Origin of the sequence: Silvanigrella aquatica, from assembly GCF_001907975.1 — a bacterium.
Classification (GTDB): domain Bacteria; phylum Bdellovibrionota_B; class Oligoflexia; order Silvanigrellales; family Silvanigrellaceae; genus Silvanigrella; species Silvanigrella aquatica.
Genome location: NZ_CP017834.1, coordinates 2,810,767 through 2,825,572, shown reverse-complemented (window position 1 = coordinate 2,825,572; position 14,806 = coordinate 2,810,767). Strand labels below are relative to the sequence as shown.

13 protein-coding genes are annotated in these 14,806 nt (G+C 27.2%); 8 read left to right on the top strand and 5 right to left on the bottom strand.

All coding sequences use genetic code 11. The features are described 5' to 3' along the window. Positions 1 to 318 precede the first annotated feature (318 nt). Genes AXG55_RS12000 through AXG55_RS11965 form a run of 8 tightly spaced genes read left to right on the top strand, consistent with a single transcriptional unit; the run spans position 319 to position 9,589 of the window. Positions 319 to 2,283 carry a nucleoside-diphosphate sugar epimerase/dehydratase gene (locus tag AXG55_RS12000; protein ID WP_148698349.1) on the top strand — a complete coding sequence of 655 codons (1,965 nt, stop codon included), beginning with the start codon at positions 319 to 321 and terminating at the stop codon, positions 2,281 to 2,283. Between the two features lie 5 nt (positions 2,284 to 2,288). After that, entirely contained in the window at positions 2,289 to 3,404 is a 1,116-nt protein-coding gene (locus tag AXG55_RS15200; protein WP_148698348.1) for an MraY family glycosyltransferase, read from the top strand. A 15-nt stretch (positions 3,405 to 3,419) separates the two neighbouring features. Beyond that, complete coding sequence (locus AXG55_RS11990; protein WP_148698347.1) at positions 3,420 to 4,349, top strand: NAD-dependent epimerase/dehydratase family protein; 930 nt, start codon at positions 3,420 to 3,422, stop codon at positions 4,347 to 4,349. A gap of 26 nt (positions 4,350 to 4,375) precedes the next feature. Continuing rightward, positions 4,376 to 5,470, top strand: coding sequence for a CDP-glucose 4,6-dehydratase (gene rfbG, locus AXG55_RS11985; protein WP_148698860.1), 1,095 nt, complete (start codon positions 4,376 to 4,378; stop codon positions 5,468 to 5,470). Continuing rightward, positions 5,458 to 6,534 carry a DegT/DnrJ/EryC1/StrS family aminotransferase gene (locus AXG55_RS11980; RefSeq protein WP_148698346.1) on the top strand — a complete coding sequence of 359 codons (1,077 nt, stop codon included), beginning with the start codon at positions 5,458 to 5,460 and terminating at the stop codon, positions 6,532 to 6,534. Before rfbG ends, AXG55_RS11980 begins: the two co-directional genes overlap by 13 nt. Next, entirely contained in the window at positions 6,528 to 7,559 is a 1,032-nt protein-coding gene (locus AXG55_RS11975; RefSeq protein WP_233231195.1) for a peptidoglycan bridge formation glycyltransferase FemA/FemB family protein, read from the top strand. Before AXG55_RS11980 ends, AXG55_RS11975 begins: the two co-directional genes overlap by 7 nt. Further along, on the top strand, positions 7,552 to 8,433 hold the full coding sequence (locus AXG55_RS11970) for a glycosyltransferase family 2 protein (protein ID WP_233231194.1): 882 nt from the start codon (positions 7,552 to 7,554) through the stop codon (positions 8,431 to 8,433). Before AXG55_RS11975 ends, AXG55_RS11970 begins: the two co-directional genes overlap by 8 nt. Before the next feature lie 13 nt (positions 8,434 to 8,446). Further along, positions 8,447 to 9,589 carry a glycosyltransferase gene (locus tag AXG55_RS11965; protein WP_148698343.1) on the top strand — a complete coding sequence of 381 codons (1,143 nt, stop codon included), beginning with the start codon at positions 8,447 to 8,449 and terminating at the stop codon, positions 9,587 to 9,589. A gap of 8 nt (positions 9,590 to 9,597) precedes the next feature. On the opposite strand, the gene AXG55_RS11960 is transcribed toward AXG55_RS11965, so the two are convergent. From AXG55_RS11960 to AXG55_RS11940, 5 genes are read right to left on the bottom strand one after another with little or no spacing between them, the layout of a single operon-like run. Beyond that, positions 9,598 to 10,536: a glycosyltransferase family 2 protein gene (locus AXG55_RS11960; protein WP_148698342.1), complete on the bottom strand. Its 939-nt coding sequence runs from the start codon at positions 10,534 to 10,536 to the stop codon at positions 9,598 to 9,600. Beyond that, positions 10,524 to 11,537: an NAD-dependent epimerase/dehydratase family protein gene (locus tag AXG55_RS11955; protein ID WP_148698341.1), complete on the bottom strand. Its 1,014-nt coding sequence runs from the start codon at positions 11,535 to 11,537 to the stop codon at positions 10,524 to 10,526. The genes AXG55_RS11960 and AXG55_RS11955 overlap by 13 nt, the downstream gene beginning before the upstream one ends. 16 nt (positions 11,538 to 11,553) lie before the next feature. Next, positions 11,554 to 12,000, bottom strand: a complete 447-nt coding sequence (locus AXG55_RS11950; protein ID WP_148698340.1) for a dTDP-4-dehydrorhamnose 3,5-epimerase family protein — start codon at positions 11,998 to 12,000, stop codon at positions 11,554 to 11,556. Positions 12,001 to 12,056: 56 nt separating this feature from the next. Beyond that, entirely contained in the window at positions 12,057 to 13,856 is a 1,800-nt protein-coding gene (locus tag AXG55_RS11945; protein ID WP_233231193.1) for a hypothetical protein, read from the bottom strand. 56 nt (positions 13,857 to 13,912) lie between these two features. Beyond that, entirely contained in the window at positions 13,913 to 14,797 is an 885-nt protein-coding gene (locus AXG55_RS11940) for a class I SAM-dependent methyltransferase (RefSeq protein ID WP_148698338.1), read from the bottom strand. Positions 14,798 to 14,806: the final 9 nt, after the last annotated feature.

Sequence of the window (14,806 nt, the reverse complement as noted above, 5' to 3'; positions counted from 1 at the left end):
TCTTGTTATATTCCCATGTTTGCCTTATTTATAAAATGTACTATTATTCAAGAGAAGAAGAAAATCGTTTTTAGATTAAAGTTATTTAAGAAAATCCATTTATTCTAAAAACTTTGTATCATTCTTGTTAAATAGACTATGTGATACTGTGTTTTATTAAAATTGCTTCCTAATAGGTTGTTTTGAGGTTTCTTAAGAATACTGCCGAAATTTTTTGCAGAATTGGTATTTCAATTTACTTGGAATAATAGCTAGCATTAATTTCTCTATAAGCATTGCTGTTCTTAGTAAATTAAACATAACGAAAAGAGAGCATGAATGAAAATAAATCAAGAATTATTTCGTGTATATATGAAAAAGGTTTTGATAGTCTCAATCGATACTTTACTTGTTATTATTTTATTGCCAATCGCACTTTATATGAGAGTTGAAGGAATTGATTTTACCAAATATTCCGAAATATTATTCCCTTACTATTATATTCTTACAGCAATCTCATATATATTTGCATTTTTTTTATTAAAAACTCATAGAGTAATTTTTAAAATAGCAAGTATTTTTACTGCAATTAGAGTAACACTAGGAGCACTTTTAGGAGCGTTTCTATTTTATATTTTATCAAATTTTATATTTAATCTAGATCAAATACCAAGATCCGTGTTTATTATTCAATTTCTTCTTTTCGTGCCAGCTAGTGGTCTCTTTAGATTTTATTCTAGAATTATTGACAGTTTTTCCCACAAATTTTTTAAACATGGTATACCGACTCTTGTGTATGGAGGAGGAATAAATACAAGCCGCCAATTACCTTCCTTACTAAATGCTCGTTCTGAATTCAAAATTTTTGGAATACTTGATGATTCTATTTTTAAAAAGGGTAGCGATATACTTGGAATTAAAGTTCTAGGGTCTGAAAAAGATCTCCCAAGTCTAATTAAAAAATATAAAATTGAACAAATTATAATTTCTATGCCAAGTGCCTCTGGAGAACGTGTCCGTTTTTTGGTTAAACAAATGGTAAATTTAAATCTTAAAGTAAAAATACTTCCAAGCCCTGAATCATCTCTACTAGATCCAAATGACAAGGAAACAAAACTTAGAGACATTAAAATAGAAGATCTCTTAAAACGAACACCTCGCAGTATTGATAAAGAATTAATAAGAGAAACGATTGAAAATAAAGTTGTTCTAGTTACGGGAGCGGGGGGATCCATAGGATCAGAGCTTGTAAGACAAATTCTTGTCTTAAATCCCAAAAAACTTATTATGAATGACTCTTCAGAGTTTGCATTATACAAAATTAATGAAGAAGTAGAATCTAAATATCCTACAACAGAAATACATGCAGTTCTTGCAAATATAGCAGATGATTTTTCATGTCATAATATTTTTAATCGATTCAAAATTGATATTATTTTTCATGCTTGCGCTTACAAACACGTTCCATTAGTAGAAGATAATATCTCCTCCGCTTCAATAAATAATATTAAAAGTGCATTAAATATTTTTTCACAAGCAGCTAAAAATAACGTTGAAAAAGTAGTACTTATTTCATCAGATAAAGCGATACGTCCTACTAATGTAATGGGAGCAACAAAACGAATTTGTGAATTATTATTACTTTGGCATTCTCAAAACATGAATAGTAAAACAAATTATTCAAGTGTTAGATTTGGTAATGTACTAGGTAGTAATGGTAGTGTAGTACCTAAATTTATAGAACAAATTAAAACTGGCGGGCCTATAACAATCACAGATCCTGAGATCACTAGGTATTTTATGCTAATACCCGAAGCAGTAGCACTTGTTTTACAAGCTGCAACATCAAAAAATTCTGGTGAAATATTTATACTAAACATGGGAAAACCAATCAAAATAGTAGATATGGCAAAAGATATTATCCAATTAATGGGTAAAAAACTTGATCAAGATATTATAATTAAATACACGGGCTTACGATCTGGGGAAAAACTTTTTGAAGAATTACATTTTGAGTTTGAAAATTTAGAAGAAGTAACCCCAGATTATTCAAGAATATCAGACATAATTCAAATAGATAAGAATTTAATAAATTCAATTCAAAATATTTTAAATTATGCTCAACGAGATAACGATTCAGAAGTAAAGCATTTAATCTTTTCTTTAATAAATCAATATGAAAAAGAAAGTAAACTACCCTTTAATTTTAGCCCTTATCTAAACAAGAACCAATTAGAAATAAATCATCCACAAGAAATAGATACGTCAAGTATAACTGCAGCACAAACAGAAATTTCAGGTTAAATAAAATGCAGAGTCAAGAAAATTTCATATATTTATTACTTGTACTTTTTTTTGTATGTGGCGTAATGCAAGAAATATGGAATTTTCTACTTTCTAAAACTAAACTAAAAAAACTAATTATTGATATTCCAAATAACCGATCAAGTCATACAATACCAACAGCTAGAGGAGGGGGGGCAATATTCTTTTTATTTGCTTCCTTTTCTTTTATTATTCTCGCAATGCAAAAACTATTGCCATGGCACATATCACTATTGCTTTGCATTTCATCTTGTTTTATTTCATTAGTCGGATTCATCGATGATATAAAAGGATTAACTGCAAAAAAAAGATTCCTTAGTCAAATATTGTGTATACTTTTAAATTCATTTATTTTTTATATGTTTTTCTCAAGTATATACTTTGAATATTCGATATTTGTTATTATAATATTTTGGTTTATTTTCTCTTTGAGTTTAATCAATTTTTATAATTTTGCTGACGGAATTAATGGTTACATTTCATTTCAATTTATTGCTTCTACAATATCAATAATAATATTTTCATATCAATCATTACAAATTAAGAGTAATTTTATTCTTACTTTTTCTATTATCTCAATCCCAACCTTAGGCGGAATTATTTTTTTCCTAAGAAGGAATATAATTAAAAGAAATATTTTTTTAGGAGATACAGGTAGTACATTTTTAGGATTCTTCTTATCTACTATATTTTTATTATCTTCATTTTATATATTCAACGAACAAAAAACAAATAATTTAATTAATCATTTAACCCCTTTTTATATTTTAATGACATGGATATTTTTTTCACATATTATTTTTCTCGATTGCGCTACAATGATATTAGCTAAATTAATAACAAAAATACCCATCAATAAAGCACACAAATTACACATATATCAAATCATCTCTAGAAAAAAAGGATTTACACATTTTAAAACCACAATTTTATTTTTTTCATTGCAACTAATGTTAAATCTTATATTTAGTTTTATTGCAAAAAATGTGAATATTTTTAATTTTTTTAGTTTGATTTTTTTATATTTAACAATATTAACAATTTTCTTAACAAAATATCACATTAAATCCTTAAAAAATCAAATAGAATCTATTTCTTAATTGGAAATTTTAATTATGACTAAAATACTTGTAACAGGTGCAACTGGTTTTCTTGGAAAAAAGCTATGCAAATTTCTTATAAAAGAAGGATTTAATGTCATAGGTACTTATCGATTGTATCACCCTCAAGATGAAGAATTTAATTTAATGCAATGGATTCAAATAAAAGACCTACAACCTAAAGAGGTTTGGACTGAAGCACTAAATAATTGCGATGTTATTATTCATGCTGCAGGAAGAGTTCATCAAATGGAACTAAATGAAACTTCAAATAATCTTTTTATAAAAGATAATATCCAGGGAACAGAAGCATTAATAAGTGAAATATTACAAGGTAAAAACAATATTAAACAATTTATATTTATAAGTTCACTTTTAGTTTACGGCAAATTTCAAAGAATGCCATTGAATAGAAATGATGAATGTCTTCCTGATACAGAATATGGCAAATCAAAACTTGAAGCTGAGAAAATGATTCAAAAAAGCTTTCATAATACATCTATAAATTGGACAATACTTAGACCTTCTGTAATGTATAATGATTCAGATGGTGAAAATACCGGTAATATAGCAAGCATTATTAATTATCTAAAAAAAGGAACTCCACTTCCTGTAAAAAACTTAAAAAACAAAAGAAGCTTTCTTTCCATAAATCGAATGATTGATTTTATAAGTCACTCCATTTTAAACGAAAATGTAAAAAATAAAATATTGAACATCGCAGATCCTGAACCCATCTCCACAGAAAAACTTGTCCTATATTTTGGAAATTTGATAAATAAAAAACCTAGGCTTGTTTGGATCCCATTTTTTATGCAATATATATTGGCTATTATGGGCGATATTATCCAAATGTTTGGAATAAGAGTACCTTGGAATACGAATGTGTTAACAAAAATTTCAAGTGATTTTTGGATAGAATCTGATTCCATTCCTAAAGAATAATAAAGGAGAAAAAGTTGCAGTTAGAAATGCCTTTCCAAAATTTATATAAAAATAAAAAAGTGTTTATTACTGGACATACAGGTTTTAAAGGATCTTGGCTAACACAGTGGTTACTTCAATTAGGCGCTGAAGTTGCTGGCTACTCCCTATATATCCCTTCACAGCCTAGTTTATATGAAATTTTAAATTTAAATTCAAAAGTAAAAGATTACAGAGATGACATTAGAAATTTTAACTCGCTATTAAGCGCCATCCAAGATTTTAAACCTGACATTATTTTCCACTTTGCCGCGCAACCAATCGTGATGGAATCCTATCGCGCGCCCAAAGAAAATTTTGATGTAAATGTAATGGGGATGGTTAATGTACTTGATGCAATTCGAGTAACTAAAGGAATTCAAGCCGCAGTATTAATTACGAGCGATAAGTGTTACGAAAACGTAGAATGGGAATATGGATATAGAGAGTCAGATCGCCTTGGAGGGAAAGATCCTTACAGTGCTTCTAAAGCTTGTGCTGAAATTATTTTTAGCTCCTATGTAAGATCTTTTTTCCAAGATCATGAAACTTTTCTTGCTACGGCAAGGGCAGGCAATGTTATTGGTGGAGGAGACTGGGCTGCCGATAGAATTATTCCAGACGCAATGCGTGCTTGGAGTCAAGGTTTAAGTCTAAAAATAAGAAATCCAAATTCAACAAGACCATGGCAGCATGTACTAGAACCATTAAGTGGCTATTTATGGCTTGGAGCTAAGTTGTTATCAAAGACAGCTCATTTGCATGGAGAATCATTTAATTTCGGGCCTCTTCAAGAAGCAAATCATTCCGTTGAGCATTTACTCCATATTTTAGAATCAAGTTGGAAATCACTTCCAACAAAGATAGAAAATAAAAATAGTTCCTTAGTAGAAGCTTCTTTATTGAAACTCTGCTGCGATAAAGCTATGAATCGATTAAAATGGAAACCTAATTTATCATTTGAGGAAACACTTTTATTTACAAATGATTGGTATTTAAATTATTATAATAATAAAGAAACAAATTATACTGAATATACTTTAAAACAGATTGAGAGCTATGCGAACCTTGCTTTACAAAGGAATTTAACTTGGGCTATTTAAGCGCTTCAAATATCGAAAAAAGAATTATTAAATCGGTATATAATCCAAGAATTGTTAGTAGCTTTAAAAATAATTTTATTTTATTTCCACATGAAAGTACTTTCTATTATGCATATTGCCGACATGCACTCAAAAATGCATTATTAATTTTAAATATAAAAGCGGGAGATACTGTTTTATTGCCTGCTTTTATTTGTAAAGATATTCTTTCATCAATTCATAGCATGTCTGCAATACCAAGCTTTTATCATGTAAATGAATCTCTAGAAATGCTTGAAGAACCCGAAAATCTTCCTAATGCGAAAGCAATTATTGCAGTTAATTTTTTTGGTTTTCCTCAAAATCTAGATAAATTTAAAAAATATTGCAGTTTATCCAATGCTTATTTAATTGAAGATAATGCTCACGGATTTTTAAGTAAAGATTCTAAAAATGAATTTTTAGGCAAAAGAGGAGATGTGGGATTATATAGTATTCGTAAAACATTAGCCATACCAAATGGTGCTGCGTTATTAATAAATTCAAATAAAATCAAAATAAATCCAGATATAGTTAATAAAATTAATGAAAATACGCAAACAAATAATTTTAAATTCAAAAATATGTTAAGAAAATTTGTTAATTATTCTGGAATTTGGCATATTATTTTTCTATTATTCATAATTAGAACATTAAGAAAATTTAAAACTGGTGATATTTACCCAAAATCAAGTGCTCAAGATGAATATAATTTGCCAAACGAGAAAAAGGCACATCATTTATTATTTTATTATTTAAAGCACCTAATAGAAGACGAGGAAATAAAAAGAAGGAGGGAATTATATTCTTTTGTAGAAAAAATATTAATTGGTTGTCCTTGTAATCCCGTATTTCCATTTTTGCCAGAAAATACGGCGCCCTATTTATATCCTTTTTATGCAGAAGCAAAAGATATTAAATTCATAAGAAAAGTACTTTCAGGCTATCATTTAGAGTGTTTTCCTTGGCCAGATCTTCCTTCTGAAATTGAAAATAACTGCCCTAAATATTATAAAAATGTATGGGGGGTAAGATTTTTATGGTAAATTGGAAAGAATTAAATACAACTACAGAACTTCAATCATGGGAGAGTTTTTTTAATCTCCAAACTCATAAAATAATTTTTCAAAATTATTTATGGGGGGATTATAAAAGCCAATTTGGTTGGAAGCCGTATCGATTTCTTAAAAAAGATCAAGCGACAGACGAAACAATCGCTCAAATACAAACACTCGTTAAAATATATTCAATAAAAATTCCATTTCTGTGGACTTTTCAATGTGCTGTCATTTGGATACCAGGTATTACAAATGAAATGTCCAAACACCTTGATTCTGAGTTTATCAATTATATAAAACACAAATTGAATATAAAGCGTATATACATTAGAACATCTATCTTTTCTCAATATTCAAATCTATGTAGTATCATTTTAAGAAGTTTAAATTGGCAGCGAGCACTCACTCCTATTATTTCAGGAGTGAGCATGGAACATAACTTAAGTGATGAGTTATCTGTTTTAGAAAAAAAAATGAGTTCAAATTGGAGACATAATTTAAGAAGGGGTTTAAATAAAAATATTTCTGTTCTAAAATGGGAAAATCCAAACGTTGCAGAAATGATGTCCATTTATAAAAATATGGAAAACTTAAAAGATATTGATGAGCAATTTTCTTCAAATGAAATTGAAAAATTATTATACTATTTCAAAGATAGTCTTATCATATTTAAAGCTTTAAATGATAAAAATGAAACTATTGCTTTTCGCGGATGTATTATTTGGGGAAACAATGGATTTGATTTTTTTGCTGCTGCAAATGAAGAAGCTAGAAAAATATATGCTTCACATGTTTTACTCTGGGAAATTTTAAAATACTGTAAACAAAATAATGTTTCACATTATGATATGTGTGGAATTGATCCCGTAAATGGGAAAGGTGTTTATAATTTCAAAAGAGGGAGTGGTGCATCAGAATTAGAATATATGGGTGAATGGGAATCATCGACTTCAACTATTCTGAAGCTTCTTATTAACTGGAAAATAGGAAGGAATTCGAAAAAAAGTGTTTAAAAATTCATCTAGTAAATTTTTTGTATCCATAATTATACCTATATATAATGATGAAGATGTCATTCCTAGATTAATTAATGAAGTGCTAATACACTATAAAAATTCGGAACTTTATGAAGTTATATTTATTGACGACAAAAGCTCTGATAATAGCATAGATATTTTAAATAAATTACTATTAAATAACAGTTATAGCAACTACAAATTAATACTTAACCAAAAAAATATTGGCGCTTCTGCAACCAGAAATGTAGGTTGTAAAAATGCAAAGGGTGACTATGTTGCATTTTTAGATAGTGATGATGCTTGGCATAAAGATAAGATAAATATTCAAATTAAGTTAATGCAACAAACAAATTCTTTTATATCTGGAACATGTCATGCTATCATTTCACCAAATAGATTAAAAACAGAAATAGATACTATCTATAAAGAAGATCAAATCCATTTTACTGAAATTAAATGGCCCAGCATATTATTTAAATCCCCTTTTTGTACCCCAAGCGTTGTTATACATAGAAGTGTATTAGATAAATATAAGTTCAATGAAAATTTCCGGTATTCTGAAGATTATGACTTTTGGGTAAGAAGCTCCTATGAATTTAAAACAATAAAAATATTAAAAAATTTAACTTTCACATTCAAACACGACTATCTTTCTAACTCGAATTCGCTAAGTTCAAATTTATATTTAATGCAAAAAGCATTAACTTTAGTAAGATTTAACTTAATAAAAGACCAAAAATATTCCATTATTTATAAAATCCTAATCATAACTTCTATTGTTTTTGAATACTTTAAATTTTCTATTCGTTTTTTTAAGAAATTTAAATTAAAAACCTCACAATTAGTAATAAATAGAAATCTAAAATAACTGGGAGTCTTAGTTGAGAAAAAACGCGTCATCAATATTCTTTATTACAAATTTATGTGACTTTTTTATTTCTTATAGAATCAAATTTGTTGAAAAATTAATCGAAGAAAAAGCGAATATCAATCTAATCACTCAATTTTCATTAGAAAAAGATTCTTCTTTTATAAAAAAAGTAGGATTTAATTCGTTTTTTAAAATTCTAAATAATCCAAATTACTCTTCAATTTATTCAATAATAAAAACAATTCTATTTGCAATCCATTTTTCTTTTAAAAGCAATAAAAATAACGTTTTTCATATCATTACAATAATTCCCATTATTTCTTTTGGCATTCCTCTGAGATTTTTAAATCGAAAATGTATTTTTGATGTTACTGGTTTAGGAAGCGTATTCAGCTCTTCTAAATTAAAACATAAATTGATTCGCCCAATAATTATGTTGTTATACAAATATATTTTTTCTGGGAAAAACTCCCGAGTGATTGTCCAAAACAAAGATGATTTTAATATTTTTAAAAATACGTTAAAAATAAATTCCGAAAATATATTTTTAATTGGCATTGGTGTTGATATTTATAAATTTATCTATGACCAAGATTTAAGGCAAACAGATGAACCCATCATTTTAGTTCCTGCAAGACTAATCAAAGAAAAAGGAATATTTGAGGCGTCAGAAGCTTCTAAAATTTTAACACAAAAAGGAGTCAGGCATAAAATTTGGTTTGCAGGAGATATCCATCCACAAAATCCATTGAGCCTAAATAAATCGGACATCGATAATATAAAAAAGGACTCGCCCAATGTTGTTTTTCTTGGACAACAAACAAATATGATTGAGTTGTACAAAAAATCATATATCGTCTGTCTTCCTTCCTATCGAGAAGGAGTGCCCCGCGTCCTTGTCGAAGCATCTGCTTGCGGACGTCCTTGCATAACTTATGACTCCCCGGGTTGTCGTGACTTTGTCATAAATAACGAAACAGGCTTTACTGTGCCAATGCAATCTATTAAAGAATTAGCCGAGGCTATTGAAATATTGATTAAGAATCCGGCTAAAGCGAATTTTTTTAGGGAAAAAGCTCACGAAAACGTAATGAATAACTACACTTCAGAAAAAATTTCAGCACTTATTTTGAACGTTTATAATCATATTTAGCTATAAATTCATTTTTTTAATTTTCTAAAATCTCCAAATAAAACTCTAAACAAAAATAAAATCAAAATAAATACTCTTATAATATCTGGAAACGTTAAAATTAAATTAAATAAATTCTTAAATCCACTTCTATAGTTTTTTTTCTCAAAATATTGCCTGGATTTAATATAAAAAACAATAGAAATTCTTTTTTTATACCTATATAGATTATATAAATTTTTATCTATTTCAGAAAAGTAATGATTATTAACCACATTAATAACTGCATTATTATGCTTTTCTATAGCACTGCTCGCATTATTCTCATACAAATGATATTCTCCTAAAATATCATTTATAAATTTCATTTTTATATCTCTATTTTTTGTAAGATTTATCCAAAAATCATAATCCTCTGCTGTTATAATAGAGCTATCTTCACTCATAAATCCAATTTTCTGTGCAAAACATAATCTCATTACAACTGCAGAAGGACTCAAAGCACTTCCTTTAAATATTAAATTTTCAAAAGATGCGTTTTTTAGAGGGCCATATAATCTATCATTTATTTTTGTGCCATCTTTAACAATCGCTTCTCCGTGACAAACCAAATCAAAACCCTTATTTAAAGACACAATACATAATTCTAATTTATTTTCATACCATATGTCATCAGAATCTAAAAATGCAATAAACTCTGTATCTGCTAATTTCATGGCATAATTTCGCGATGCAGCAATTATACCATTATTCGAAAAATTAAATAATTGAATTCGTTTATCTGAAAAGGAGTTTACAATATCCACAGTATTATCAGTAGAGTAATTATTTACAACAATAACTTTCCAAGCTGTAAAAGTTTGTTTGATGAGTGACTTTATTGCTAGATTCAATTTTTCTGCATGATTATACGTAGGTATTATCACTGTTACAACAGGATTTACTTTATTATTTTCTAATGAATACATTCATTCCTCAATTTATTATATTCAAAAAACTGTAAAATGGTTAAATCAATTTCTTTTTCTAAATCAAGATTATTCAAAAAACCAAATTTTTTGATTTTCTCATTAGAATAATAAAAATCATTCTGTTTATTTGTAATTTGACTATTTTTAAAATGCGTTGGAATTGTTATTTCAGGTTCATAGTTAAACTTAAGTAAGCATCTTTTTGCGACCAATTTAGCCATTTCGTAGATAGATAAAGAAGTATTTGAACCTAAATTAAATATTCCATGTACGCTAAAATTTGCCTTAAGGATTTCTGAGATTAAATAACAGATACTACTTACAGGCATAAAATTCAATACAGCTTTTCCACCCGATTTTAAAACAAGTTTTTTATCAATTACAGATTGATTACAAAGCTCATTAACGAGCAATTTACAACCAGATAAATTATTTATATTATAAGGATATCCGAAACTATTAGATAGTCGCAAAATACAGCCTTCTATACCATTTTGACTACAAATTGAAAGGATAAAATCTTCGGCTGATTTATGAGTAATTGCATATGTAGTTAAAGGTTCTGTTAAAGTATTTTCATTAATCTCTATGCGATCATTATCAGTTTTCTTTTTTAATGCATTGCCATATACATGAATTGTAGACATATAAATAAAGCGCTTTATTTTTAATTGACTTGCGGCTGCAATCAATCTCATTGTCTGCGTTATGTTAAAATAAATAGCAAAACTTGGGTTCTCAAGACACTCTTTATTATCTAAAGCAGATAAATGAATGACCATTTCAATTCCGTCACAAATATTTGTAAAATCAGAAATTTCAAAAAATGGAACACTTACCACTTCAGAATTTATTAAGTTCAATTTTTCAATTAAATCTATTTTACTTGTCAAAAGGCGTAAAGAATAAAAATTTGTTTGATCTAAATAGGAAACAATTTGAGTTCCTAAATAACCACCAGCTCCTGTAACAAGAACCTTCATCTTTTTATTTTCCATTATTAGGCACTACCTCTTATTCATCCCAATTATATGGAATTTGTTTGTCCTCTATGGCTAAATGTTCGCATTCCTTATCAGAATGTGGATGCGTTGCGCAATTGACCAATAAGGCCACACTATCAGATATTGCTTTAAAACTCACCCAAATTCCTGGAGGAATTGTGACAAGATAATATTCCTCTTGAGAAAGCATTATTTCTAAAATATTTTTATATGTTGCCGTATCTTCCCTCGCATCATATAGAACCAATTTTACTTTTCCTACTGGAACCGCATAGTTAAGAGTCATTTTTAATTGTTTATGCCATCCTTTGATTTTCCCAGGATTTATCTGTGAAAAATAAACTTCTCCAAATGAAATAAAGTTTGGATTATCTGCTCGAAGCATATGTAGTACTTTACCTTTTTCATTTTCAAATTGTTTTAATTTTTCAACTAGAACCCCAGAAATAGAACTCATTTTTAATCCTTTAATTAAAATTATGATAAATTTTAATTGCGTTAATATAAATATAATTACTTAGTAATTATATAAATTGACGAATCTTTAGACAATTTATCTCTTTCAAACTTAGGGTCTAAATCTGAAATTTGCCTTCCAATTAAATACATTTCACTAAAATTATTTTCATTAAGATAATTTTTTATTTTATCAGTAGGATCTTTAGATGAATTAATAAATTGATTTAATATAACAGAATTAGAATATATTGGCGCATCAACCGTTATATAGCCTTTCTCGATATCTGTGGTAATTGTAAAACAATCACATACCGCATTTAAAGCATATACTGTTTTAAAAGGTAATGGATTATTAATGACGCATTTATTATTTTCTTTATTATTTATTTTCCTATAATTATTAATTTCTTTACACCAAGACATTGCTTTATCAGCATAACTATTTGGATTTGGAAATGGATATTTTTTTAATGCCAAATAAGAAAAAATAGACCCTGAGAAACAAAGTATTATGGATAGTATCAATACATATCTTTTGAGAAAAACACAAAAGATAAAAGAAATTGAAATAAGTATTGTCAGAGAATACCATCCAGCATAAGACCAATAGGACTCAGCTCCTCCAGTATATGCTTTTAATTTTATAAAAAATGTTAATATATAACCAGACAAAACCATGATAAGCAATGTAGCATATAAAGCATTTAAATAATTTATTTTACACTTAGCTAGAAAATTCTTTGAAAAAATAATTATCCATACCCACAATATTCCAAAAGAAAAAAGCGTTGATAAATAAATACTTTTTATCCAAGGAAAATATCCAGATATTCCAATATTTTTTATCAATTCAAACCATGATATATAAAAAAACACTTTAGAATTATCTTTATATACTTTTACCTGTGAGAGCATAGGATGCAAATTAAAGGCAATATAAAGAAATATTAATGCAAATATAGTAACTGTAATTAAATAATTTAACAAAGATCTATTGAGTAAAATTATTACAAATGTATAAAATAACACTCCCACCAATAAAATAGTTAAATAAGGAAATTTTGTAACATACAAAACTAATATCATCATCCAAATTAAAGTAAATGAGGTGATAATTGCACTAATATCTTTAGACTCTTTAACTTTCTTTAAACAATCCGCCATTAATGAAACTGTAATCAATATTATAAATGTAGCAAAAGAGGATTGCTGCTCAAAAAGGCTAATCATCCCTAAAGAATAAGGTAAAGGAGGGAGTATTAGAGATATGACTCCTAAAGAAAAATAAAATTCTAAAAATATTTTTTTATCGCGAACTAAATAATATTCTTTTTTTAGAAAAGAGAGAACTGAATTATAAATATCTAAAAATATAAAAATAGTAAGTAAATATTTTATATATAACAATAAATAATTGTATATAAATTCTAAACTAATAATATTAAAAAATACTTTATGAATTGATACAGCTAAAAACTGATAATAGTAATAATAATTCTTAACTTCTAAACTACTTGCAACAAATAACTCATTTGAAACAGGTAGGCCATAATTATCAATATAACGCGCCATTCCTAGTCGAAAATACTCATCTATACCTATAGAATTATATGGTAAAAATGATACTACACTATAAAATAAAATAAATAACAATAAAAAAATTAAATTTATTTTTGAAGGAAAATAGATTTTATCTACATTCCTAAATTTCGTCATTGAAATATATGTAGAAATAAATAATATAAGAATAAAGACTATCGGATAATAGTAACTAAAGTAAGTTTTAATATAAAAAGAAATTATATAAGAAAAAAAGTTTAGTGCTAAAAAAAAACTTATAAAATAAGTAACCATTCTTACCTCTTCAAAATTTAAAAATCAAAATACAAATTTATCATTTTTATGAATTTTTATTCCACCTTCTTCTTTCCAACTATAAGGAGAGATCCTCCAATTGGAATTTTTATTCCAGTTTTAATAATTATATACTCAATTTTGCATACAATTTTAAAAAATAAATTCAATATGAATCCAATTTTTAATTCATCTAATACAGTTCTATTTTTTGAAGAAAAAGGGAATAAACGAGAAATAAGCATTAATGGAAATAAAAGACTTATAAAAGAAGAAACAAAAACTACATCAAATCCCGCTTTTTGAATTAAAAAAATTAGCTCTTTTTTTTCATATCTCCTAAAATGACATGCAATTTCATCTGATTTACTCCATAATAATTTATGTTGAGGTACAGTAATAATTACTCCCCCTCCAGGTTTACAAGCAGTATATATATTATTTATCGCGATAAAATCATCTTCAATGTGTTCAAGAACATCAAAGCCTCCAATAACATTAAATTCATTAATAAAAGGAATTTTCTCCATAAGATTTAATTGAAAAAAATATGTTTGCGGAACACGTTCAGATGCAAATTCTAATCCATCTTTAAACAGATCACTTCCAAACAATAAAGGAATTGTTTTACTTCTCTTAAACATTTCAAGCACAAATCCGGTACCACAACCTACTTCCAAAAAACTTTCACATGAAGAAAAATATTTTTGCAGTATCCAATAAATTAATCTATTTCGATATTCAAACCAAAAATTACCTTTTTCAAGTAGAAAAAGCTTTGAATAAAGATTTGAATCATAACTTTGTAAACCTTCGCTAAAATCTTTATTAAGTAATAAATTCTTAATAAATTTATTTGAAGTGTCAAAGCATCTAGAGCAATTAACACATTCTATTTCAAAATTTTCAATTTCATTTTTACAATCCAGACATAATTTCATAATATATTA